General features: G+C 64.1%; 21 protein-coding genes and 2 pseudogenes. 9 read left to right on the top strand and 14 right to left on the bottom strand.

Annotated features, from left to right (window positions below):
• Window positions 1–13: 13 nt before the first annotated feature.
• Window positions 14–943 (top strand): hydrogen peroxide-inducible genes activator, encoded by a 930-nt coding sequence (locus U5A82_RS09495; protein ID WP_326290398.1) that lies wholly within the window; start codon window positions 14–16, stop codon window positions 941–943.
• On the opposite strand, the gene U5A82_RS09490 is transcribed toward U5A82_RS09495, so the two are convergent.
• The 3 genes and pseudogenes from U5A82_RS09490 to pgsA form a co-directional block, all read right to left on the bottom strand.
• On the bottom strand, window positions 940–1,383 hold the full coding sequence (locus tag U5A82_RS09490) for a molybdenum cofactor biosynthesis protein MoaE (protein ID WP_326290396.1): 444 nt from the start codon (window positions 1,381–1,383) through the stop codon (window positions 940–942). The two genes, U5A82_RS09495 and U5A82_RS09490, sit on opposite strands and share 4 nt — an antisense overlap.
• Window positions 1,380–1,633 (bottom strand): annotated as a pseudogene (locus U5A82_RS09485) (MoaD/ThiS family protein). The gene U5A82_RS09490 and the pseudogene U5A82_RS09485 overlap by 4 nt, the downstream one beginning before the upstream one ends.
• 8 nt (window positions 1,634–1,641) lie before the next feature.
• Window positions 1,642–2,205, bottom strand: coding sequence for a CDP-diacylglycerol--glycerol-3-phosphate 3-phosphatidyltransferase (gene pgsA, locus U5A82_RS09480; protein ID WP_326290394.1), 564 nt, complete (start codon window positions 2,203–2,205; stop codon window positions 1,642–1,644).
• 132 nt (window positions 2,206–2,337) lie between these two features.
• Here pgsA and U5A82_RS09475 point away from each other — a divergent pair, with 132 nt between their 5' ends.
• Entirely contained in the window at window positions 2,338–3,648 is a 1,311-nt protein-coding gene (locus U5A82_RS09475; protein WP_326290392.1) for an MFS transporter, read from the top strand.
• 29 nt (window positions 3,649–3,677) lie between these two features.
• On the opposite strand, the gene U5A82_RS09470 is transcribed toward U5A82_RS09475, so the two are convergent.
• Window positions 3,678–3,875 (bottom strand): hypothetical protein, encoded by a 198-nt coding sequence (locus U5A82_RS09470; protein WP_326290391.1) that lies wholly within the window; start codon window positions 3,873–3,875, stop codon window positions 3,678–3,680.
• Window positions 3,876–3,995: 120 nt separating this feature from the next.
• Between U5A82_RS09470 and U5A82_RS09465 the strand changes: the two are divergent.
• The 3 genes and pseudogenes from U5A82_RS09465 to U5A82_RS09455 all read left to right on the top strand — a co-directional run bounded on the left by U5A82_RS09465 (window position 3,996) and on the right by U5A82_RS09455 (window position 6,777).
• Window positions 3,996–6,049, top strand: a pseudogene (locus U5A82_RS09465) (transglycosylase domain-containing protein).
• A 154-nt stretch (window positions 6,050–6,203) separates the two neighbouring features.
• A complete protein-coding gene (locus U5A82_RS09460) occupies window positions 6,204–6,461 on the top strand; it encodes a ribbon-helix-helix domain-containing protein (RefSeq protein ID WP_326290389.1) in 258 nt (85 codons plus the stop codon).
• 4 nt (window positions 6,462–6,465) lie between these two features.
• Window positions 6,466–6,777: a type II toxin-antitoxin system RelE/ParE family toxin gene (locus tag U5A82_RS09455; protein WP_326290388.1), complete on the top strand. Its 312-nt coding sequence runs from the start codon at window positions 6,466–6,468 to the stop codon at window positions 6,775–6,777.
• Window positions 6,778–7,049: 272 nt separating this feature from the next.
• Here U5A82_RS09455 and lpdA read toward each other — a convergent pair whose 3' ends face one another.
• The 9 genes from lpdA to U5A82_RS09410 all read right to left on the bottom strand — a co-directional run bounded on the left by lpdA (window position 7,050) and on the right by U5A82_RS09410 (window position 17,711).
• Entirely contained in the window at window positions 7,050–8,450 is a 1,401-nt protein-coding gene (lpdA, locus tag U5A82_RS09450) for a dihydrolipoyl dehydrogenase (RefSeq protein ID WP_326290387.1), read from the bottom strand.
• Between the two features lie 110 nt (window positions 8,451–8,560).
• Complete coding sequence (gene odhB, locus U5A82_RS09445) at window positions 8,561–9,823, bottom strand: 2-oxoglutarate dehydrogenase complex dihydrolipoyllysine-residue succinyltransferase (protein ID WP_326290385.1); 1,263 nt, start codon at window positions 9,821–9,823, stop codon at window positions 8,561–8,563.
• A gap of 8 nt (window positions 9,824–9,831) precedes the next feature.
• A complete protein-coding gene (locus tag U5A82_RS09440; RefSeq protein ID WP_326290383.1) occupies window positions 9,832–12,627 on the bottom strand; it encodes a 2-oxoglutarate dehydrogenase E1 component in 2,796 nt (931 codons plus the stop codon).
• Window positions 12,628–12,713: 86 nt separating this feature from the next.
• Complete coding sequence (sucD, locus tag U5A82_RS09435; RefSeq protein ID WP_326290381.1) at window positions 12,714–13,598, bottom strand: succinate--CoA ligase subunit alpha; 885 nt, start codon at window positions 13,596–13,598, stop codon at window positions 12,714–12,716.
• Between the two features lie 142 nt (window positions 13,599–13,740).
• Window positions 13,741–14,013, bottom strand: coding sequence for a GIY-YIG nuclease family protein (locus U5A82_RS09430; protein ID WP_326290380.1), 273 nt, complete (start codon window positions 14,011–14,013; stop codon window positions 13,741–13,743).
• Window positions 14,014–14,976 (bottom strand): malate dehydrogenase, encoded by a 963-nt coding sequence (mdh, locus tag U5A82_RS09425; protein ID WP_326290378.1) that lies wholly within the window; start codon window positions 14,974–14,976, stop codon window positions 14,014–14,016. It abuts the gene before it with no gap.
• A 374-nt stretch (window positions 14,977–15,350) separates the two neighbouring features.
• On the bottom strand, window positions 15,351–16,463 hold the full coding sequence (zapE, locus tag U5A82_RS09420; protein WP_326290377.1) for a cell division protein ZapE: 1,113 nt from the start codon (window positions 16,461–16,463) through the stop codon (window positions 15,351–15,353).
• Window positions 16,460–16,921, bottom strand: a complete 462-nt coding sequence (locus U5A82_RS09415; RefSeq protein WP_326290375.1) for a PaaI family thioesterase — start codon at window positions 16,919–16,921, stop codon at window positions 16,460–16,462. The genes zapE and U5A82_RS09415 overlap by 4 nt, the downstream gene beginning before the upstream one ends.
• A gap of 1 nt (window position 16,922) precedes the next feature.
• Entirely contained in the window at window positions 16,923–17,711 is a 789-nt protein-coding gene (locus U5A82_RS09410) for a succinate dehydrogenase iron-sulfur subunit (RefSeq protein ID WP_326290373.1), read from the bottom strand.
• Window positions 17,712–17,965: 254 nt separating this feature from the next.
• Here U5A82_RS09410 and U5A82_RS09405 point away from each other — a divergent pair, with 254 nt between their 5' ends.
• From U5A82_RS09405 to U5A82_RS09395, 3 genes are read left to right on the top strand one after another with little or no spacing between them, the layout of a single operon-like run.
• Window positions 17,966–19,039, top strand: coding sequence for a glycosyl transferase (locus tag U5A82_RS09405; RefSeq protein ID WP_326292895.1), 1,074 nt, complete (start codon window positions 17,966–17,968; stop codon window positions 19,037–19,039).
• Window positions 19,036–20,139 (top strand): CDP-alcohol phosphatidyltransferase family protein, encoded by a 1,104-nt coding sequence (locus U5A82_RS09400; RefSeq protein WP_326290371.1) that lies wholly within the window; start codon window positions 19,036–19,038, stop codon window positions 20,137–20,139. The genes U5A82_RS09405 and U5A82_RS09400 overlap by 4 nt, the downstream gene beginning before the upstream one ends.
• The gene (locus U5A82_RS09395; RefSeq protein WP_326290369.1) at window positions 20,136–20,573 is read left to right on the top strand and encodes an HIT family protein; all 438 of its coding nucleotides are present in this window, start codon (window positions 20,136–20,138) and stop codon (window positions 20,571–20,573) included. Before U5A82_RS09400 ends, U5A82_RS09395 begins: the two co-directional genes overlap by 4 nt.
• Window positions 20,574–20,767: 194 nt before the next feature.
• Here U5A82_RS09395 and U5A82_RS09390 read toward each other — a convergent pair whose 3' ends face one another.
• Complete coding sequence (locus tag U5A82_RS09390; RefSeq protein ID WP_326290368.1) at window positions 20,768–21,538, bottom strand: phosphocholine cytidylyltransferase family protein; 771 nt, start codon at window positions 21,536–21,538, stop codon at window positions 20,768–20,770.
• Between the two features lie 113 nt (window positions 21,539–21,651).
• Between U5A82_RS09390 and U5A82_RS09385 the strand changes: the two genes are divergently transcribed.
• Window positions 21,652–22,956, top strand: a complete 1,305-nt coding sequence (locus U5A82_RS09385; RefSeq protein ID WP_326290367.1) for a lipopolysaccharide biosynthesis protein — start codon at window positions 21,652–21,654, stop codon at window positions 22,954–22,956.

The raw sequence follows: 22,956 nt of genomic DNA, 5'->3' as shown, positions 1-22,956 counted from the left end.
ATGGAGCCGATGAATGTCCAGCTATCTGCCGACGTTGAAACAGCTGCAATATCTGGTTGCGCTGAAGGAGCAGGGGCATTTCGGCAAGGCGGCCGACAGTTGTTTCGTGACCCAGTCGACCCTGTCGGCGGGGCTGCGTGAGCTGGAATCGCTGATCGGCGTCACGCTGGTGGAGCGGACGCGGCGCGTGGTGCGATTCACGGCGCTTGGCGACCGCATCGTGGAAAAGGCGCATCGGGTGCTGCGCGAGGCGGAGGAATTGTCCGCGATCGCGCAGGCGTCCGGCAAGCCGCTGAGCGGCGAATTGCGGATGAGCGTGATCCCCACCATCGCGCCTTTCCTGCTGCCGCGCCTGCTGCCCCGGCTGCGCGCCGAGCGCCCGGAACTCAAACTCTATCTGCGCGAGGAGACCAGCCAGGCGGCGATCGAATCGCTGCGCCATGGCAATGTCGATTGCGTGCTGCTCGCCCTGCCCTTCGCCATGGGCGACATGGACAGCGAAATCCTGTTCCAGGACCGGCTCTATGTCGCCTTCCCGCAGGACGAGCCGACCAATCCGCCCGACTGGATCGAGCCGGGCATGATCGACGAGAGCAAGCTGCTGCTGCTGGAGGACGGCCATTGCCTGAAGGACCATGCGCTGGCCGCGTGCAACCGCCCCGACCTGCGCGCCAGCACGACGATGATGGGCACGTCGCTGCATACGCTGATCCAGATGGTGGATAATGGGCTGGGCGTGACGATGATCCCGGAAATGGCGATCGCCAGCGGCATATTGGAGCATACGAAGATCACCGCCCGGCCGATCGAATCGGACCGGTCCTCGCGCGACATCGCGCTGGTGTGGCGGCGCAACAGCCCGCGCGAGAAGGAATTCCACCTGCTGTCGGGGATATTGCGCGATGCGGCGGCCTTGAATTGTCGGCTGCCCGAAGCGGCCTAGCGACCCCACCCCTTCGCCTTCGCCTCATCCTCCGCGCGGGCGGCGACCCACTGGGTCGCGCCGTCGCCGAAATGCGCCTTCTTCCAGAAGGGGGCGTCGGACTTCATCCAGTCGATCAGGAAGGCGCAGCTTTCCAGCGCCGCGGCGCGATGGCGCGACGCCGTGCCCACAAAGACGATCCGTGCGCCCGGTTCCAGCCGGCCGAAGCGATGGATGACGCTGACGCCCAGCAGCGGCCAGCGGGCGACCGCTTCGTCCACGATCCGGTCGACCTGCGCCTGCGTCATGGCGGGATAATGTTCCAGTTCCAGCGCGATCAGGCCGTCCTCGCCGCGCACCACGCCGGTGAAGCTGGCGATGCCGCCGCCCCCCAGCGCCTCCAGCGCGGCCAGTTCGGCGCCGACATCGAAATCCTCCGCCTGGATCGCGACCCGTTTCATCCGCCGGTGACCGGGGGAAGATGGCGATTTCGCGCGCGTCGCCGATCGGGCTGTCGAGCGGGGCGAAACGCTGGTCGATGGCGGCGCGCAACCGGGTCGGATCGCCGAGCGCCTGCGCATAGCCGCCGCCCCGCGCCGCCAGCGTGGCGATCATATCGACCAGGGTCGCGTCGGGCGCGGGCCGCTTCACCTGCTCCTCGTCCCGGCCCACGGCTTCGCGGACCCAGGCGAAATAGACGATCGTAAGCAACGCCACGATCAGTCCATATGCTTCAGGCCGACGCGCAGATAATCCCAGCCCGTCACCAGCGTCAGGATCGCGGCGGCCCATAGGGTGAAGATGCCCACCGCCTGGACGAAGGGGAATTGCGGCACCGCCCCGGCCAGGATCAGCGCGCCCAGCGCGATGATCTGAAACGTCGTCTTCCACTTGGCGAGGCGCGACACCGGCACCGATACCTGAACCCCGGCCAGAAATTCCCGCAGGCCCGACACCGCGATTTCGCGCAGCAGGATGATCATCGCGGCGGCGATATGGATGCCCGCTATGTCGCGGGTGGCGGCCAGCATCAGGATGACCGCGCCGACCATGATCTTGTCGGCAATGGGGTCCAGGAACACGCCCAGTTTCGACACGGTGCCCTGCGCTCGGGCCAGATAGCCGTCGAAATAATCGGTGACGCCCATCAGGCAATAGAGCGCGAAGGCTAGCGTGTAGCCGGTGGTCCAGCGTGCGCCAAGCTCCGCAGGCCACAACAGCGCCACGAGCAGCGGAACGGTGACAATACGCGAAAGCGTCAGCAAATTGGGCAGCGTCAGCATGGCCGCGAACTGCCACAGTCCGCGCCGCCATACAAGCAAAGCTGTGCCATCGCGTCCAACCCATTGGACATGGACGGCGCCACCGGCTAGACCCCGCCCCGGTCGCTCACGGAAAAGAAGACGCCCCTATCCATGCAAGCCTCTCTCAGGCTCTTGAACAAGCGCCGTTTTCTGCCGCTTTTCATCACTCAGCTGCTCGGTGCGTTTAACGACAATCTGTTCAAGAACGCGATGGTGCTGTTCGTCGTCTACCAGGTGTATAACGACGAAAAATCCGAAACCTGGTTCAGCGCGCTGGCGACGGGGCTGTTCATCCTGCCCTTTTTCCTGCTGTCCGCCGTGTCGGGCCAGTTGGCCGACCAGCGCGACAAGGCGACCATCATCCGCTGGGTGAAGGCGGCCGAAATCGTCATCATGAGCGTGGGCGCGGTGGGCCTGGGCCTGATCTGGAGCGGCATTGCGGTCCACACGCTGGCGATCCCCCTGCTGCTGGTCGCGCTGTTTGCGATGGGCATCCATTCGACCTTCTTCGGCCCGATCAAATATGCGATCCTGCCCCAGCATCTGCACGACGATGAAGTGCTGGGCGGCACCGGCCTGGTGGAAGCGGGCACCTATATCGCGATCCTGGCAGGCACGATCCTGGCCGGCATCATCCCGGTGGAGGCCGCCGCGGTCGGCATCGTCATCACCGCGCTGATCGGCTATGTCGCCGGGCGCAAGGTGCCGCCTGCCCCTTCCCTGCTTGCCGAGCAGGCGATCGACTTCCACATCATCCGCTCGTCGATCGCGCTGGTGCGCGGCACCATGCATATCCGCCAACTCTTTCTGGCGATCATGTCGATCAGCCTGTTCTGGGCGGTCGGCTCCATCCTGTTCATCCAGTTCCCACCGCTGGTGAAAAATGTGCTGACGGCCGACAAGCCGGTCGCCAGCCTGTTCCTGGCGATCTTCTCGATCGGCATCGCCATTGGTTCGATCGCCATCAACCGGCTGTTGCAGGGCCATGTGTCGGCCAAATATGCCCCCGCATCGGTGATCGGAATGGGGCTGTGCATCGTCGCTTTCCACATCGTTTGCGACCTGTGGACGCCCGCGCCTGAGGGGCAGATGCTCTCGCTGGCGGGCTTCCTCGCCCATCCGCTCGCCATTCCCCTGTCGCTCTGCCTGCTGGGCGTCGCGACGTTCGGCGGCATGTTCGTCGTGCCGCTCTATGCCTTCCTGACCACGACGGTCGAAAAGTGCGAGGCGGCGCGGACGGTGGCGGCCAATAATATCGTCAATTCAGGCGCGATGGTGATCGGGTCGCTCTGCGCCATCGGCCTCAGCCTCGCGGGCGTCACTGTGGTGATGCAGTTGCTGCTGGTTGCCTTCCTGTCGCTACCCTGCGCAGCGATGGCCTGGAAACTGCACAAGGCGTGCGACGGCCCGATTTGCCACTGACCCGCGTCCACCCCCGCAGGGGCGAAGCGTCAGAATATGAAGCTGTAGAAAGCGGTGAAGAAGGCCGCGAAACTGAGGCCGAACAGCTTCCAGTCGCTGTCGTCGTCGCTCAGGCGCTTCCGACGCCCGGGCGCGTCTTCCACGACGCGCAGCACATGGGCGGGCAGCCGCTGGCGGAAGGGATGGCGGGCCGATTCGGAGGTAAGGACGAGGGGTCGGTTTCGCATGGCGACTGGTTAACGCAAAATTTACCATATGGACCAGTCCATATTACGGCTAATTCCCGCCTGTCCCGCCACGGGACAGGCTTGACTGTATGACTTGAACAACACAGTATGACGCAAGAGATGCCCGATTCCGCTCCTATCGACCCCAAAGGCGTCGACCCCGCCGCGCCCCCGCGCGCATTCGGCGCGGGTCCGCCCAGCGCCTTTGCGCCGCCCACGCCTTGGCGTCGCCGGTTGCAGGTCGGCGGCTGGGTGATCGCGGCGGGCCTTGCGATCCTGATGATCCTGGTCGCCTGGCTGGCGGTCACGGCGCCGCTCTCCCGATCGCTCAAGCCGATCGCGCCGCCCAGCATCAGCCTGACGTCGGCGGACGGCCATCTGATCGCACGGCGCGGCGCGGTGATCGACAAGCCGGTGACGATGGCGGAACTGCCCGCCCATGTGCCCCAGGCCTTCATGGCGATCGAGGATCGGCGATTCCAGAGCCATTGGGGCGTGGACCCGCGCGGGGTCGCGCGCGCCATGTGGCATAATCTCTGGTCCGACGGATCGTCGCAGGGCGGCAGCACGATCACGCAGCAGCTGGCGAAAGGCGTGTTCCTGTCGAGCGACCGCACTTTCGGTCGCAAGGCGCGCGAGGCGCTGATCGCGCTCTGGCTGGAAGCGTGGCTGACCAAGGACCAGATCATGGAACGCTATCTGTCCAACGTCTATTTCGGCGACAATGTGTACGGCCTGCGCGCGGCGGCGCTGCATTATTTCAACCGGTCGCCCGAGCGGCTGACGATCCCGCAGGCCGCAATGCTGGCGGGGCTTTTGAAGGCCCCCTCTCGCCTGGCCCCCACCAGCAACCTGAAAGGCGCGCGCACCCGCGCCGCATTGGTGACGCAGGCGATGGTCGATGCAGGCTATATCAGTCAGGCGGAACGCAACGCCCTGCCCCCGCCCGCCTGAACGTGCATGACACGCCCGACGCCACCACCGGCACCTATTTCGCCGACTGGGTGCTGCCGCTGGCGCGCGACCGGGCCGGGGCGGTCTATGGCGAGCAGAAGATCGCCACCACGCTCGACTGGCGTATCCAGCGGCTGGCCGAAGCCGCCATCCGGCGCGCCCCGCTGGGGGCAGCGCAGGCCGCTCTGGTAGCGATGAAGCCCGATGGCAGCGTCGTCGCGATGGTGGGCGGCAAGGATTACGGCAAGAGCAGCTTCAACCGGGCGGTGCAGGCCAGGCGCCAGCCCGGATCGACGTTCAAGCTGTTCGTCTATCTCGCCGCCTTCCGCGAAGGCATGACGCCAGACGATATGGTGGACGATACCCCGATCACCACCGGCAGCTATCGCCCGGCCAATCATAGCGGCAAATATCGCGGCCGCATCACCCTGCGCCAGGCCTTTGCCGCGTCGAGCAATGTCGCGGCCATCCGCCTGACCCAGAAGGTCGGCGTCGACAATGTCATCAAGGTCGCCCGCGACCTGGGCATCACCGCGCCGCTGACCGAGGATCTGAGCCTGGCGCTCGGCACGTCGGAAATTCCGCTGGTCGAACTGGCCGAAGCCTATGCGGCGGTTGCGGCCGGGGCCTATCCGGTCGTCGCCCATGGCCTGCCGCCCGAAGAACAAGGCTGGTTCGAGAAGCTGATGCAGCGTCAGCGCCATTTCAGCGACGCCCAGTTGGAAATGATCCGCGACCTGCTGTCCTCCGCCGCCAATCGCGGCACCGGCAGCGCGGCGGCTTTGCGGACCAGCACCTTCGGCAAGACGGGGACGACGCAGGACAGCCGCGACGCGATTTTCGTGGGCTATGCAGGGGGGCTGGTAACGGCGGTGTGGATCGGCAATGACGACAATAGCCCCCTGCCCGGCGGCGCGGCGGGCGGCGGCGTGCCCGCGCGCATCTGGCGCAATTTCATGAGCGGCGCGATCAACGAACCTGTCGAGGATGCGCCCGAAGAGACGCAGGACGCCGACCTGGTCAACGCCATCGCCAATATTACGGTGGAAACCGGCATCGGCAATGTCGGGCTGGGCGTGGATGAAGGCGGGATGACGGTGAATATCGGTGGCGGGCAGATACGCTTGCCGGTGGATCAGCCTGCGGCGCCGTCCGACGCGCCACCGCCCAGGATCGCGCCGACGCGGTCGGATGAGGGTGAGGATGGCGGGCCGCCATAAAGTGCCCGCGACGGCATGCTCTCCTTGTCTTTTGTTTTCCGCATAGCCCCTTAGAGTCAGGTGATGCCATCTGCTTTGAAAATGCTCCGGCTGCGCTTGCGAACCTTGCTACCGTCCTGAATATTCCATATCTTGTGGACGGAAAGGTAACATCATGTCCAAGCTCATGACCTTGAACGTGCGCGTCAGCGGCGCACTGAGTGATTTTGTAGCCGCTAATGTCGGCGATGATGGCGCCTATGAAAATGTCAGCGAATATATTCGCGACCTCATTCGCCGGGACAAGGCGCAGGTGGAAAGTCAGCGCCTTGCGCATCTCAAGGCGGAACTCACCCAGGCATTTGCCGCCCCGGAGAGTAGCTATCAATCGCTCGACGCCAGTATGATCATCGCCCGCAACGCCCGCAGTTAAGCCTATGGCTACCTATCGCGTGCAGCAGGCTGCGGGACGGCGGATCGACGCCATTTTTCGGTATACGCGCGAACGCTGGGGTCAGGATCAGGCCGAACAATATGTTCGCGGCCTTTTCACGCAGTTTGAGGATATCGCTGCTCGACGTTGCGTCTGGCGAGACATCCCTGCGGAATTGGGCGTCGATGGCTTCTATTGCCGGTATGAACGCCATTACATCTATTGGCGTATCTTGTCGGACGGTGCCGTCGGGATCGTGACGATCCTGCATGACCGGATGCATCAGATCGACCGGTTCCGGCAGGACTGGGTTTAACACTATAATGCGATGATGCTGATCCATAAGGCAGTTCCCCGGCGCAGGCCGGGGTCCAGGTCTGAGCGCGGGACTGGACCCGGACTACGCCGGGGAACAACTGATTATAGATTCCTATCCATGCAACTTGGTATAAGAGGCTTCGACAGGCTCAGCCGAACGGATGCTGAGTGTTCGCTTCGATGGCTACCGGCGATCAAGCACTCACCCCAGGGAAAAAAGGCCCCCGCACTGCGGAGGCCCCTTTCCTAAATTCGCGATGCGCGAACCGATTACATATGGATCGGCTTGCCCTGCACGGCCATCGCCGCTTCCTTGATCGCTTCGCTGTGCGTGGGGTGCGCGTGGCAGGTGTAGGCGATGTCTTCGCTCGACGCGCCGAACTCCATGGCCTGCGCGGCCTGCGCGATCATCGTGCCAGCGGGCGTTGCGATGATCCACACGCCCAGCACCTTGTCGGTGTCGGCATCGGCGATGATCTTCACGAAGCCTTCCGGCTCGTGATTGGTCTTGGCGCGACTGTTGGCCATCATCGGGAACTTGCCGACCTTGATCGCCCCCTTTTCCTTGGCGGCTTCCTCGGTCAGACCCACGCCCGCGATCTCCGGCTTGGTGTAGACCACCGAGGGGATGACGGCATGGTTCACGATGCCGGTCAGGCCCGCGATATTTTCCGCGACGGCAATGCCTTCGTCCTCGGCCTTGTGCGCCAGCATCGGGCCGGGGATGACGTCGCCGATCGCCCAGACGCCGGGCACCTTGGTCGCGAAGTCATGATCGGTTTCGATCTGGCCGCGCGGGTTGAGTTCCAGGCCGATCTTGTCGAGGCCGAGGCCTTCGGTGTTGGGACGGCGGCCGATCGATACGAGGACCACGTCCGCCTCGATCTTTTCCGCGTCGCCACCGGCGGCCGGTTCGACGGTCAGGGTCACGCCCTTCTTGCCCGCTTCCGCGCCCGTCACCTTGGTGCCCAGGCGATATTCGAAGCCCTGCTTCTTGAAGATCTTGTTGGCTTCCTTGCGGACTTCGCCGTCCATGCCGGGCAGGATCTGGTCGAGATATTCGACCACCGTGACCTTGGCGCCCAGGCGCTTCCAGACCGAACCCAGTTCCAGGCCGATCACGCCGCCGCCGACGACGACCAGATGACCCGGCAACTTGTCCAGTTCCAGCGCGCCGGTGGAGTCCACGATCTTGCCACCGGCATTGTCGACCGCGACGCCGGGCAGTGGCGTGACCGACGAACCAGTCGCGATGACGATGTTCTTCGCCGTCACCTTCTCGCCGTTGATCTCGACGGTGTTGGCGCCGGTGAAGGTCGCGAGGCCCTTGAGCCAGGTCACCTTGTTCTTCTTGAACAGAAATTCGATGCCGCCGGTCAGGCCCTTGACCGCGTCGACGCGCTGGCCCTGCATGGTGGGCAGGTCCAGGCTCATCTTGTCGATCTTCACGCCCAGCTTGGCGAGCGTGCCATTGGCGGCTTCGTCGAACAGTTCGGACGCGTGCAACAGCGCCTTGGACGGGATGCAGCCGACGTTGAGGCAGGTGCCGCCCAGCGTCTCGCGGCTTTCGGCGCAGGCGGTCTTGAGACCCAGCTGCGCGGCACGGATCGCGGCGACATAGCCACCGGGACCGGAACCGATCACCAGAACGTCGTAGTCGAAATCAGCCATGATAATCTCCGTTCGCCCTGAGCCTGTCGAAGGGCATTACTTCTTCTTTTGTCCATTCAGAACCAGAAAGGACGGGGCTTAGACAGGCTCAGCCCGAACGGGGACGGATCTTACAGGTCAATCAGCAGACGGGTAGGATCTTCGATCGCATTCTTCACCGCGACGAGGAAGGTCACCGCTTCGCGACCGTCGACCATGCGATGGTCGTAGCTCAACGCCAGATACATCATCGGGCGGGCCACGATCTGGCCGTTGCGGACGACCGGGCGTTCCTCGATGCGGTGGAGGCCCAGAACCGCCGACTGGGGCGGGTTGATGATCGGGCTGGACAGCAGCGAACCGAACACGCCGCCGTTGGAGATGGTGAAGGTGCCGCCCTTCATATCTTCCATCGTCAGCTTGCCTTCCTTGGCCTTCTTGCCGAAGCCGCCGATGGTCTTTTCGATGTCCGCGACGCTTAAGGATTCCGCGTTGCGGATGACCGGCACGACCAGCCCCGTGGGCGCCGACACGGCGACGGAGATATCGCAGAAGTCGTTATAGACGATCTCGTCGCCTTCGATCTGTGCGTTCACGCCCGGAATGTCGCGCAGCGCCATGCAGACGGCCTTGGTGAAGAAGCCCATGAAGCCCAGACGGACGCCATGCTTCTTCTCGAACAGATCCTTATATTTCGCACGCGCCTCGATGATGTTGGTCATGTCGACGTCGTTATAGGTCGTCAGCAGCGCGGCGGTGTTCTGCGCTTCCTTCAGACGCTTGGCGACGGTCTGGCGCAGGCGGGTCATCTTGACGCGTTCCTGCTTGCGGCTGGGGCCGGAAGCGACCGGGGCGTCGGCAGCAGGCGCGGCGGCTGCGGCACCGGCGGCAGCCTTGGCCGTGCCGGCAGCGGCGGCGGCGGTGACGTCGTCCTTGGTCAGGCGACCGTCCTTGCCGGTGCCCTTGATCTTGCTGGGGTCCAGGCCATGTTCCAGCACCAGACGGCGAACCGCGGGTGACAGGGTGAGGTTGCCGCCCTCTTCGTCATCCGAAGCGGCAGGCGCCGGTGCGGACGCGGCGGGCGCAGGCGCGGCGGACTCCGCCTTGGCAGCGGGCGCCGCAGCAGCGGCGGGCGCGGGCGACGCGGCGGCGGAACCGCCTTCGTTCACATAGGCCAGCAGCGCGCCGACCTCGACCGTGTCGCCTTCCTTGGCGATGATGTCGCCCATGACACCGGCGACGGTCGAGGGCACGTCGACCGCGACCTTGTCGGTTTCCAGCGACACGATGGGTTCATCGACCTTGACGGCCTCACCCGGCTTCTTGAGCCACTGGCCCACGGTTGCTTCGGTAACGGATTCGCCCAGCGTTGGGACTTTGACTTCGGTAGCCATGAGCTTGATCAGCCTTTCTTCTGGCGACGGATTTCTTCACGGACGCTGTGACCCAGCGCATCGGCGACAAGAGCGCCCTGTTCGGACACATGGCGCGACGCCAGACCCGTAGCGGGCGAGGCGGACGCCTTGCGACCGGCGTAGCGGGCGCGCATCGGCGCCTTGCCAGCCTTTGCCAGGGCTTCTTCGATATAGGGTTCAACAAAGAACCACGCGCCATTGTTGCGCGGTTCTTCCTGACACCAGACGACATCGTCCAGGCTGGTCATGCGCGTGATGCGATCGGCCAGGGCGTCGGTCGCAAACGGATAGATCTGTTCCATGCGGACGATCTGCACGTCGGTGTCGCCAGCGGCATCGCGGGCGTCCATCAGGTCGTAGAACACCTTGCCCGAACACAGGATCAGGCGCTTGGTGTCCTTGTCGACGGCCCCGTTGGGGTCCGACAGGATGCGCTTGAACTGGGTTTCGCCCAGGAAATCCTCGGCCTTGCTGACCGCACCCTTGTGCCGCAGCAGCGACTTGGGCGCCATGATGATGAGCGGCTTGCGGAAGGGCCGCAGCATCTGGCGACGCAGCGCGTGGAAGTAATTGGCCGGGGTCGTGATGTTCGCGACCTGGATATTGCCTTCCGCGCACAGTTGCAGGAAGCGTTCGAGACGCGCCGAACTATGTTCCGGACCCTGCCCTTCATAGCCGTGCGGCAACAGGCAGACCAGGCCGTTGGAGCGCAGCCACTTGGTTTCCGACGATGCGATATACTGGTCGAAGATGATCTGCGCGCCGTTGGCGAAGTCGCCGAACTGCGCTTCCCAGATGACCAGGCTCTTGGGGTCCGCCAGGGCATAGCCATATTCGAAGCCCAGCACGCCATATTCGGACAGCGGGCTGTCGAGCACCTCGAACCGGCCATGCGGCACGGTTGAGAGCGGGACATATTTGTTTTCGCTGTCCTGATCGGTCCAGACGGCGTGACGCTGGCTGAACGTGCCGCGCCCGGAGTCCTGACCCGAGAGACGGACGCCATAGCCTTCCGACAGCAGCGATCCGAACGCCAGCGCTTCGCCGGTCGCCCAGTCGAAGTTCGCGCCGCTCTTGAACATCTCCGCCTTGGCGTCGATCACGCGCTTCAGCGTCTTATGGACGTTGAGGCCTTCGGGAACGGTGGTCAGCGTCTTGCCCAGGCTGTCGAACAGCTTGTTGCTGATCGCGGACTCCACGCTCTGGCGCGCCGTCTCGTAATCGGCGGGCTTGTGCAGGCCGGACCAGCGACCGGCGAACCAATCGGCCTTGTTCGATTTGTAGCTCTTCGACGCCTCGAACTCGTCTTCCAGATGGGCGACGAAGCCGTCGGTCGATTCGGCGATGAACGCGTCGTCCACCACGCCTTCGGCCTTGAGGCGCGCCGCATAGACGTCGCTGACCGGCGGATGCTGGCGGATTTCCTTGTACATCAGCGGCTGGGTGAAGCCCGGCTCGTCGCCTTCGTTATGACCGAAGCGGCGATAGCACCACATGTCGATCACGATATCGCGATGGAAGGTCTGGCGATATTCCATCGCCAGCTTGCACACGAAGGTCACGGCTTCGGGATCGTCGCCATTAACGTGCAGGATCGGCGCCTGGACGCCCTTCGCCACGTCGGACGGATAGGGCGAGCCGCGCGAAAATTGCGGGCTGGTGGTGAAGCCGATCTGGTTGTTGATGATGAAGTGGACGCAGCCGCCGGTATTATAGCCATGCACACCCGAAAAGCCGAGGCATTCCCAGACGATACCCTGGCCCGCGAAGGCCGCGTCGCCGTGGATCAGCACGGGCAGAACCTGCTCATGCTTGCCCAGGTCGTCACGGAAGGTCTGCTGCGCGCGGACCTTGCCCAGCACCACCGGATCGACGGTTTCGAGATGCGAGGGGTTGGGGACCAGCGACATATGGACCTTGACGCCGTCGAACTCGCGATCGGTCGATGTGCCCAGATGATATTTGACGTCGCCCGAACCGCCGACATCTTCGGGATTGGCGGTGCCGCCCGAAAATTCGTGGAAGATGACGCGGAAGCCCTTGGCCATCACATTGGCCAACACGTTCAGGCGGCCGCGATGGGCCATGCCGAACACGATTTCGCGCACGCCGGCCGAACCGCCATATTTGATGACGGCTTCAAGCGCCGGGATCATCGATTCGCCACCGTCCAGGCCGAAGCGCTTGGTGCCGACATATTTGCGGCCCAGGAACTTCTCATATTGCTCGCCCTGGATGACCTTGGCCAGGATCGCCTTCTTGCCCTCGGGCGTGAAGATGATTTCCTTGTCCTTGCCTTCCAGTCTCTCCTGGAGGAAGCGGCGCTCCTCGACATCGGCGATGTGCATATATTCCAGGCCCACATGGCCGCAATAATTGGCGCGCAGGATCGCAACGATCTCCGCCACTGTCGCATATTGCAGGCCCAGCGTGCCGCCCAGATAGATCTTCTTCGCCGGGTCGGTCAGGCCATGATATTCCGGGGTGAGGTCGGCCGGCAGGTCACGCTTGGCCAGGCCCAGCGGATCGAGGTCGGCGGCCAGATGCCCGCGCACCCGATAGGTGCGGATCAGCAGTTGTGCGCGAATGGCGTCGTCTGCCGCGGCGACGGCGTCGCTGTCCGACACGGGCTTGCCCGCCGACTTGGCGGCGGCCTTCACGGCCACCTGCATCTGCGTGGGGTCAAGCGCCCCGGTCAGATCGTCGGTGTCGTTCAGCGGCCAGTTGTCGCGCTGCCAGCTTGGCCCGCGCTCGACTTCGAATTCCTGGTTCTCGTAACCCATTTCTCGTCCCATCCCAGCCGCGTGCAGTCGCGGAGCGGGAAAATAGCGGCCGGGGTGCAGCCCGGCCGCCCGTATATAGGGGCTGATTAGCCCTTCAGCACCTCGACCAGCGTCGAGCCAAGCTCGGACGGGCTGGCGGCGACCTTGATGCCGGCCGCCTCCATCGCCGCGATCTTGCTTTCCGCGTCGCCCTTGCCGCCCGACACGATCGCGCCGGCATGGCCCATGCGACGGCCCGGAGGCGCCGTGCGGCCCGCGATGAAGCCGGCCATCGGCTTCTTGCGGCCACGCTTGGCTTCGTCGATCAGGAACTGGGCCGCCTGTTCTTCCGCGTCGCCGCCGATTTCACCGATCATGATGATCAATTCGGTCGCGTCGTCGGCCAGGAACAGTTCCAGCACGTCGATGAAGTTGGTGCCGTTGACCGGATCGCCGCCGATGCCGACAGCCGTCGTCTGGCCCAGGCCCGCATTGGTGGTCTGGAACACGGCTTCATAGGTCAGCGTGCCCGAACGCGACACGACGCCGACGCTGCCCTTGGAGAAGATGGAGCCGGGCATGATGCCGATCTTGCACTCGCCGGGCGTCAGGACGCCGGGGCAGTTCGGGCCGATCAGGCGCGACTTGCTGCCCGACAGGGCGCGCTTCACGCGGACCATGTCCAGGACGGGGATGCCTTCGGTGATGGCGACGATCAGCGGGATTTCCGCGTCGATCGCTTCCAGGATCGAATCGGCCGCGAATGGCGGCGGCACGTAGATGACCGAAGCGTCGGCGCCGGTCTTCGACTTGGCTTCCGCGACCGTGTCGAACATGGGCAGGCCGATATGGGTCTGGCCGCCCTTGCCCGGCGTCACGCCGCCGACCATCTGGCTGCCATAGGCCAGCGCCTGTTCGGTGTGGAAGGTGCCGGTGGCACCGGTCATGCCCTGGGTGATGACCTTGGTATTTTTGTTAATGAGGATGCTCATTGACCGCCTCTATCCTTCATGTTCCACCCCAGCGAAGGCCGGGGCCCAGTTTCCAAAGCGATCATGGTTGCGCAGTCCGATCGTAAAGGTCCGTCCATTCCGGGTTGGGGCCTTCAATCTCGCGCAGCTTCCACGCTCGCTTTCATTCTTTCATCTGCCGCTCACGAAGGCGGGCGGCTTCCAGGCTGTCATGTTTTTCGTACCAGACGAGAAGATGACAACCATATCGCTTCGTGAACCCGGGGACGACGCTGTTGCGATGTTCCCAAACCCTTTTTGGGAGATCGACGGTAGACCCGATATAGATCGTGCCGTTCCGTCGATTGCCATGATGTAGACGAAAGCCTGGCTTTCCATCATCGGCGTCACCCCGACTGGGCCCCGGCTTTCGCCGGGGTGGCTCCTTATTCGTCAATCATGCCAGCGAGGGATCGATGCCCTTGCACGCTTCCAGCAGCTCCTTCACCGCGTCGACCGACACCTGAAGGTTCGCCTTGGCTTCGTCGTTCAGCGCGATCTCGACGATCTGCTCGACGCCGTCCTTGCCGATGATGACAGGCACGCCGACATAGAGATTGTCGACGCCATATTGGCCGGTCAGGTTGGCGGCGCAGGGCAGCAGACGCTTCTTGTCGCCCAGATAGGCTTCGGCCATGGCGATCGCGCTGGTGGCGGGCGCATAGAAGGCCGAACCGGTCTTGAGCAGCGCGACGATCTCGCCCCCGCCCGAACGGGTGCGTGCGACGATGGCGTCGATGCGCTCCTGCGTCGAACGGCCCTGCTTGATGAGGTCGGGAACGGGGATGCCCGCGACGGTCGAATATTCGATGACCGGGACCATCGTGTCGCCATGGCCGCCCAGCACGAAGCTGGTGACGTCCTTGGCCGACACGTTGAATTCTTCCGCCAGGAAATGGTTGAAGCGCGAGCTGTCCAGCACGCCGGCCATGCCGACGACCTTGTTGTGCGGCAGGCCCGAAAATTCGCGCAGCGCCCACACCATCGCGTCGAGCGGGTTGGTGATGCAAATGACGAAGGCGTCAGGCGCGTTGGCGGCGATGCCCTCGCCCACGGCCTTCATGACTTTCAGGTTGATGCCGAGCAGGTCGTCGCGGCTCATGCCCGGCTTGCGGGCGACGCCGGCGGTGACGATGATGACGTCCGCGCCCGCGATGTCGGCATAATCATTGCTGCCCGTGATCTTGGCGTCGAAGCCTTCGACCGAAGCGCATTGCGACAGGTCGAGCGCCTTGCCCTGAGGCACGCCTTCCGCCACGTCGAACAGGACGATGTCGCCCAGTCCCTTGAGCGCAGCCAGATGCGCCAGCGTGCCGCCGATATTACCAGCGCCGATAAGCGCGATCTTGTTACGGGCCATATGCAATCATCCTCCAAGTCATGACTACTGGAATTGCTGGTTCGCCTACGCCCTTCGAACCGGGGTTTCAACCGCCCAAACCTCGGAAAGGCAAATTATCTTTGCAATTCATTCGCAATTGCATTAGAAGGGATTCACACCCTGTCGCTCCGGGCTTCTACCCTGGTCCGCGAGCCTTCCCTGCAGAGGTATCCTGTCGGGTGTCGTCGATCACGACGGCACCCGACCTGTTTCCCACCACAAGATTGCGTCCTGATGAACGGCGCACAGGCATCGGATGGGCAGACCCCGCCCGGCGATGAATGGACACAAAACAGGCGGATTTAGGGGGCGGGGCGACGCGCAAGGCTATTTGGGGGCCAGGCCGCGCCGGGCTATTTCGGCCCGTGGCCTAGGGCGAGATAGTCGTCCGACTGCATTTCCATCAACCGCGACACGGTACGTTCGAACTCGAACGCTCCGTCGCCCTGGGGATAGAGATTGGCGGGTTGGGCATCGGCTGACGCCAACAGCTTCACCTTATATTCGTAGAGGGAGTCGATCAGCGTCACGAAACGGGCGGCCTCGTTCCGCTTCTCCGGCCCCAGCACGGGGATGCCCACGATGATGACGGTGTGATATTTGCGCGCGATCGCCAGATAGTCCGGCGCGCCCCGCGCCTCGGCGCACAGACGCTTGAACGAGAAGACCGCGACGCCTTTCAGGCTCTTGGGGACGTGCAGCGTGCGCCCGCCCTGCACGACGATGTCCTCCGACGGCACGCGCGTCCGATCCTCGACCGAAAAATCGGTCAGGCGGAAAAAGGCGTCGGACAGCGCTTTGGTCGCCTCCGGACCGTTGGGACAATGCCACAGCGTCGCGTCGCCCAGACGGTCGCGCCGATAGTCGGTCGGACCGTTCAAGGTCATCACGTCCAGCTTCACCTTTATCAGGTCGATGAAGGGCAGGAAAAGCTGGCGGTTGAGGCCGTTCTTGTAGAGCTCGTCGGGTTCGCGGTTGGACGTGGTGACGATCGTCACCCGCTTTTCCAGCAGGCCGGTGAACAGCCGCGACATGATCGCCGCGTCCGCCATATTGTTGACCACCATCTCGTCGAAGCAGAGCAGCCGCGCCTCGTCGGCCAGCGAGTCCACCACCGGCGGGATGGGATCGCCCTTTTCCGATTTGCGCGCTTCCGCCAACCGGGCGTGGACGTCCAACATGAACTCGTGGAAATGGGCGCGCTTCTTGCGGGTGACATGAACCGTGTCGAAAAACAGGTCCATCAGCATCGATTTGCCGCGCCCGACCCCGCCCCACATATAGAGGCCGCGCGGCGGCTCGGGCGCCTTGCGCAGCAGCTTCCACAGCGTCGATCCGCGCGCGGGCACCGCTTCCAGTTCCTGTTGCAGCCGGTCGAGTCGCTCCGCCGCCGCCCGCTGGTCCGGGTCGGGCCGCAATTCGCCGGCCTGCACCAGCGCGTCGTAGCGGGCGATGACGCTGGTCACTGGGCGCTTGGCGCCTTGCGCAGCGTGGCGGTGGAAGCGGCGATCGGCTCGCCATCCTGGGTGACGAGCATGCGCAGGAAGAACAGCCGCCCGGTTTCGCGCAGCACCTCGACCTCGGCGATCAGGTCCGGCCCGACCTTGCCCGCACCCAGATATTGCATCGACAGGTCGATGGTGACGCCGTTAATCTGTTCCTCGTGCCCCATGGCCCAGAGCGCGCCGAAATAGGCATGGTCGGCAAAGGCGGCGAGGAAACCGCCGTGCAGCGTATCGAGCCGGTTGCGATGGCTCGATCGCGTCTCCAGCCCGACCCGCGCCCTGGTCGGCGTGTCGCTGCGCATATAGCCGCGACCGATCGCCTGGAGAAAGGTATCGGGATGTGGGTCCGACCATGCGGCCCAGCCCGCCCACTTCCCTTCGGTCAGCGTGACGCCGCCGGCGATGCCGTCGCTGGTCAACCTACAGCTGCCGTTCGACCATCATCTTCTTGGTTTCGGCGATCGCCTTGGCCGGGCTCAGGCCCTTGGGGCAGACATTCGCGCAGTTCATGATGGTGTGGCAGCGATAGAGGCGGAACGGATCTTCCAACTCGTCCAGACGCTCGCCGGTGTATTCGTCGCGGCTGTCCGCCAGCCAGCGATAGGCCTGGAGCAGGATCGCTGGACCCAGGAACTTGTCGCTGTTCCACCAGTAGGACGGGCAGCTGGTCGAGCAGCAGGCGCACAGGATGCACTCGTACAGGCCATCGAGCTTCTCGCGGTCGGCGGGCGACTGGAGCCGCTCCTTGCCCGACGGCGGCGGGGACACGGTCTTCAGCCAGGGCTGGATCGAATTATACTGGGCGTAGAAATGGGTGAAGTCGGGCACCAGATCCTTGATGACGTCCATGTGCGGCAGCGGGGTGATGCGCACATCCTTGCCGCTGCACTCGTCGATCGCGGTGGTGCAGGCCAGGCCATTCTTGCCGTTCATGTTCATCGAACAGCTACCGCAGATGCCCTCGCGGCACGAGCGGCGGAAGGTCAGCGTGGGATCATATTCATTCTTGATCTTGAGCAGCGCGTCCAGGACCATCGGCCCGCAAGAGTTGAGGTCGATCTCGAACGTGTCGTAGCGGGGATTCTGGCCGGAGTCGGGATCGTAGCGATAGACCTTGAAGCTACGGACATTGGTCGCGCCGTCGGGTGCGGGATGGGTTACGCCCTTGCCGCTGATCTTGCTGTTCTTGGGCAACGCAAATTCGGCCATCGCTCGTCGAGCCTCTTCGAAAGATGTCTGTTGTTGGGGGTCCGCATAACGAAAAATCCGCAAAGGTCCAGCACTGTGACCCATGTTTCTGCCCATAAGCCCTTGTTGCAAATGGCTTGCAAATAGTCGGCCAGCGTCTTTGCTTCGTTGGCCGACCGCGCTAGGGCGATGATGGGTGCGTATTCCGTTGCGTTCGGGATAATGTTCCTCGGCGAAGGCCAGGGAACGTGCATCGCCATCAGGAACCGCCGCCCTTGCCGACCGACATCGCCTTCCTCGCCATCGCCGAAGCGCAGCAACTCTTTCATTGGCTGCCCGCCGCTCTGGAACTGGCGCGTCGGCCCGATGTGCGGGTCAGCATCCTGTCGCCGTCGGACCAGATATTGGCGCTGGTCGCCAGCTATGACCCCGAAGCCACCCTCCACATGATTCGCCTGCGTCGCCCGCCCTCTCGCCCCAACTCGCTCTTTCGCCAGCCTTCGCGCCTGGCGACCCTGCTGCTCAACTATCGCATCATCGCCCGCTTCCCCACGCTGGTGACGACGGAAATCAGCAGCGCCTGGCTGCGCCGCGTGCCGGGCTTTACGTCCCGCCTCATCCTCATCAAACATGGCGCGGGTGACCGGGAGGGCGGCTACAAGAAACGCCATGCCGATTTCGACCTGACGCTGGTCGCGGGCGAAAAGGATCGCCGCCGCATGATCGATCGCGGGCTGTGCACGGCGGACACGGTGGCGGTCGGTGGCTATGCCAAGTTCGAATTGAAGGCGGAGCGGCAGCGCCTCTTCCCCGACGACAAGCCGGTGCTGCTCTACAACCCGCATTTCGACGCGGACCTGTCCTCCTGGGTCCGGCATGGCCCGGCGGTGCTGGCCGCGCTGGAGTCGCTGACCGGCTGGAACGTCGTCATCGCCCCGCATACCAAGCTGGCCGCCAAGACGCCGCCGATCGTCAGCGCCGCGCCGCACATCCATGTCGACATGGGCAGCCGCCGGTCGATCGACATGGGTTACACGATGAGCGCCGACGTCTATCTGGGCGACGTGTCGAGCCAGGTTTACGAATTTCTGATCCAGCCGCGACCCTGCATCTTCCTCAACCTCGACCATCGCGACGCGGCGGGCGACGCCTTCGCCCACTGGCGGCTGGGCCAGGTGATCGAGCGCGCGGACGCCCTGCCCGCCGCGCTGGCCCACGCGAACGACTTGCAACCCGGCTTCGTTGCTGCTCAGGAAGCGGCGATGCAGCAATCGATAGACCTGTCGCCCTTCCCCGCTTCGCAGCGTCAGGCCGACATCATCCTGAACTTCGCAAAGAGCCACGCATGAGCCAGACAATCACCACCGCCCTTGGCCCCGTCCGCCTGATGGGCGACAATGCGACGCCGATCTGGGGCATGTCCAATGCCGAGCGCAATCGCCGCATGGCGCAGAGCGCGGCGAAAAATGGCAGCACGCTGGCGGCGGGACATGAGCTGCTGTTCAACCTGACCTACGCCTTCGACCCGCTCTTGCTGCGCCTTGTTCTGGAAACGCCGGGCACCCTGTTCGCCTGGGCGGGCACGCCGATCGTGGGCCAGGTGGCGCAAGGCGTCGATCCGCTGACCGCGCCGCATGTCATCGACCTGGCGGACGGGCGCAAGCTCTACAACCGGCAGCTGCGCAAACTGGAGCAGCCGATGGTGTGCGAACTGACCCCATCGACCCGGCGCGCGATCGAGCGGCGCAGCTATTTCGGCGCGTATAAGGGCGTGACCGATGTCCTGACCAAATATCTGTGGCCCGAACTGGCGCTGGTGCTGACGCGGATCGCCGCGCAATTGCGGATGACACCCAATATGGTGTCGGTGATCGGCGTTACCCTGTGCCTGCTCGCCACCTATCTGTTCGCGCAGGGCATGTTCTGGACCGGCTTCCTGTCGGGCTTCATCTTCATGGTGCTGGATACGGTCGATGGCAAGCTGGCGCGCTGCACCATCACTTCGTCCAAATGGGGCAATGTAATCGACCATGGCGTCGACCTGGTCCACCCGCCCTTCTGGTGGTATTTCTGGGGCACCGGGCTGGTCTATTGGGGGCTTGGCCTGTCGGGCGGCACCTTCACCTTTATCATGACCGCAGTGATCGCGGGCTATATCCTGCAACGGCTGATCGAGGGGATGTTCCTCAAGGACTTCAAGATGGACATCCATGTCTGGCGGCCGTTCGACAGCCAGTTCCGGCTCATCACCGCGCGGCGCAATCCCAATATGGTGATCCTGTTCGTGTCGCTGTTGTTCGGTCGCCCCGACATCGGCCTCATCGCGTTGGCCTGGTGGACGATCCTCTCGCTCGTCGTCCATGCCGTGCGGCTGGCCCAGGCCTATGGCGTGCGGCGGTCGGGCAAGCCGATCGTCAGCTGGATGGACGAAGCAGAGGCAGCCCTATGAACGCGACGATCGAGAAGTTCGGCTGGCCCGCGACGCTGATCGCCGCGTTCGACCATTGGGTCGTGCTGTTGCGTCCCGCGCAGCCGACGCTGGGGTCGCTGGTGCTGGCGGCCAAGAGCGACGCGACCGCGTTCGGCGACCTGCCGGGGCAGGCGCATGCCGAACTCAAGACCGTCACCGCCGCGATCGAGGCGGCGCTGACCAAAGCGGTGGATTATGGCAGGATCAACTATCTGATGCTGATGATGGTCGACCCCCATGTCCATTTCCACGTCATTCCCCGCTACGAAGGGACACGCAGCGCCTGCGGCCTGACCATTGCGGATGCTGGCTGGCCGGGGCAGCCGGACTTGGGCTCGGCGGTCAAACTGGACAGCGAGTTGGACAGTTTGCGCGACTGGTTGAAGGGGCATTTCAACGGGATCAAAGGCTGAGGTTTTCTAAGTTCGCCATCGCGCCACCCACCTTCGTTCGATGATGGAATATAGATCAGCCGGGCTATCCTACGTCCCACCTCGCCTGCTAACATCGTTCGGCCAGCACCGTTGGGCAGCGTAACGATAAATCCGAAATAGGATATTTAATGTCGAAACCAGCAGGAAATGTGCGAAGTTAAGCCCGCCTTCTCCTATTTCGCGTAGCGTCCTTCCGCCACCCATTTGTCCGTCAGCGTCTGGGCCGCCTCGACATCCTGGGGGAAATCGACCTCCTGCCAGTCCAGTCCGTCGATCGACACGGTGCCCACGCGATTGCCCTTGGCGATGATGTCGATGGCGCGCAGATACCAGCGTTCCACGCCTTCGGGCGTGCGCATCATCTGCTCCACCTGGTTGCGGAAGATTGCCGGGCCTTCGCCGGTGAAGGCCAGCATGCCGATCAATTCGGCATTGGTGTCGGGCGGCAGCAGCCGCTTGCCGATATGGTGCAGGCGACCGCTCTCGTCGCGGTTCACCTTCATGTCGTCATCGTCATAATCGCCGTCGGCCTTCACATCCACGGTGACGGTGATGGCGTCCTGCGCGCCATCGACCAGCTTCGCCACGATCGCGTCCGACACGATGGTGTCGCCGTTCAGGATGATGAAATCGCGGTCCATCTCCTCCCGCACGATCCAGCATGTGCCAAGGTTGTCGGCGACCTGGAAGAAGGGATTGAAGACGGTGCGGATGCGCGCGCCGGTTTCGCGATAGAGTTGCAGCGCATGATCCTCGACCCGTTCGGTGCGGAAGCCGGTGACGACGACGATGTCGGTCACGCCATTGGCGACCAGCGCCGCGACCTGCCAGCTGATGAGGGTGCGGCCGTTGAAGTCGATCATGCATTTGGGCACGTCGCGGGTCAGCGGCAGGAGCCGCGAGCCTTGGCCGGCGGACAGGATGATGGCTTTGGTGATCGTCATGGGCGCGGCTTTAGATGGCAATTTGGCCGAAAAAAAGGCGGCATTTGCACTCGTCCCGACGCTCGCCTAAAGCGCGGCGTGCCCAACCTACCCGTTGGCCCTATGGAGTGACGATGTTCAAGCGCGGATCGGGCGCGGCGGGGGACGGTTTCGCCCGCATCCTGGCCAATACCGGCTGGCTGCTGGGGGGCAAGGGCGTGGGCGCGGTGCTCAGCCTGGCCTATCTCGCTATCGTAACCCGCACCCTGGGGGTCGCCGATTTCGGGCGTTTCGCGCTGGTGCTGAGCGCCGCCAACGTCATCAAGACGCTGGTGAGTTTCGACAGCTGGCAGATCGTCGTGCGCTACGGCCAGCCGCATCTGGCGAGCGGGAACGGCGACGCGCTGAACCGGGTGCTGCGCTTCTGCATCCTGATCGACCTGGCCTCGGCGCTCGCGGGCGGCGTGATCGCGGCGGCGATCATCCTGCTGCTGGGCGACCTGCTGGGGATCGGGCCGGACATGGGATGGCAGGTCTGGGCCTTCTGCATGGTGATGATGGTCACGATCCGGTCCAGCCCGACCGGCGTGCTGCGCCTGTTCGACCGGTTCGATTCGGCCTCCTTCGCCGAAACCATGATCCCGGTCGGGCGGATGATCGGCGCGGGCGTCGCGCTGGCCGTGATGCCCGACATCAGCGGTTTCCTGATCGCCTGGGCCTTTGCCGAGCTGCTCTGCGCGCTCAGCTACTGGTATCTGGCGCTGAAGGTCGGGCGGGGCCGGATCGGCCACTGGCGCGCGGGCAAGGCGCTGGACGCGCGGACGGAAAATCCCGGCATCGTCGGCTTTCTGACGGCGACCAACCTGCAAACCAGCCTGTCGTCCATCGGCCAACAGGTCGCGGTGCTGATCGTCGGCGCTTTCGTCGGCCCGGCGGGCGCAGGCCTCTATCGCCTCGCCAATCAGCTCGCCAATTCGCTGACCAAGATCAGCAGCCTGCTGTCGCGCAGTATCTTCGTCGAACTGTCGCGCACCAGCACGCAGGGCAAGGAGGCATTGAGCGCGCTGTTCCGGCGTACCAACCGGCTGGCGCTGGCGGCGGGCGCGGTGATCATCGGCCTGATCCTCACCATCGGCCATCCGCTGCTGGGGCTGATCGCAGGCAAGGATTTCCTGCCCGCCTATCCGCTGCTGCTGATGCTGGGCGTGGCCGCCTGCATCGAACTGATCGGGGTCAGCTATCGCCCGCTGCTGATGGCAACCGACCGGGCGGGCCTGTCGCTGCGGATCACCGTCATCTCGACCCTGCTGCTGCTGGGACTGCAATCGGCGCTACTGCCGCTCTACGGCACGAAGGGTGCGGCGATGGCGAATATCGTCGCGTCGCTCGCCGGTTTCGCGATGATGGGGCTGGCCAGTCGCCGTGCGATGCGGACGTAG

This window comes from Sphingobium sp. CR2-8 (genome assembly GCF_035818615.1).
Taxonomy (GTDB): Bacteria; Pseudomonadota; Alphaproteobacteria; order Sphingomonadales; family Sphingomonadaceae; genus Sphingobium.
This window is presented reverse-complemented; position numbering and strand designations above follow the sequence as displayed.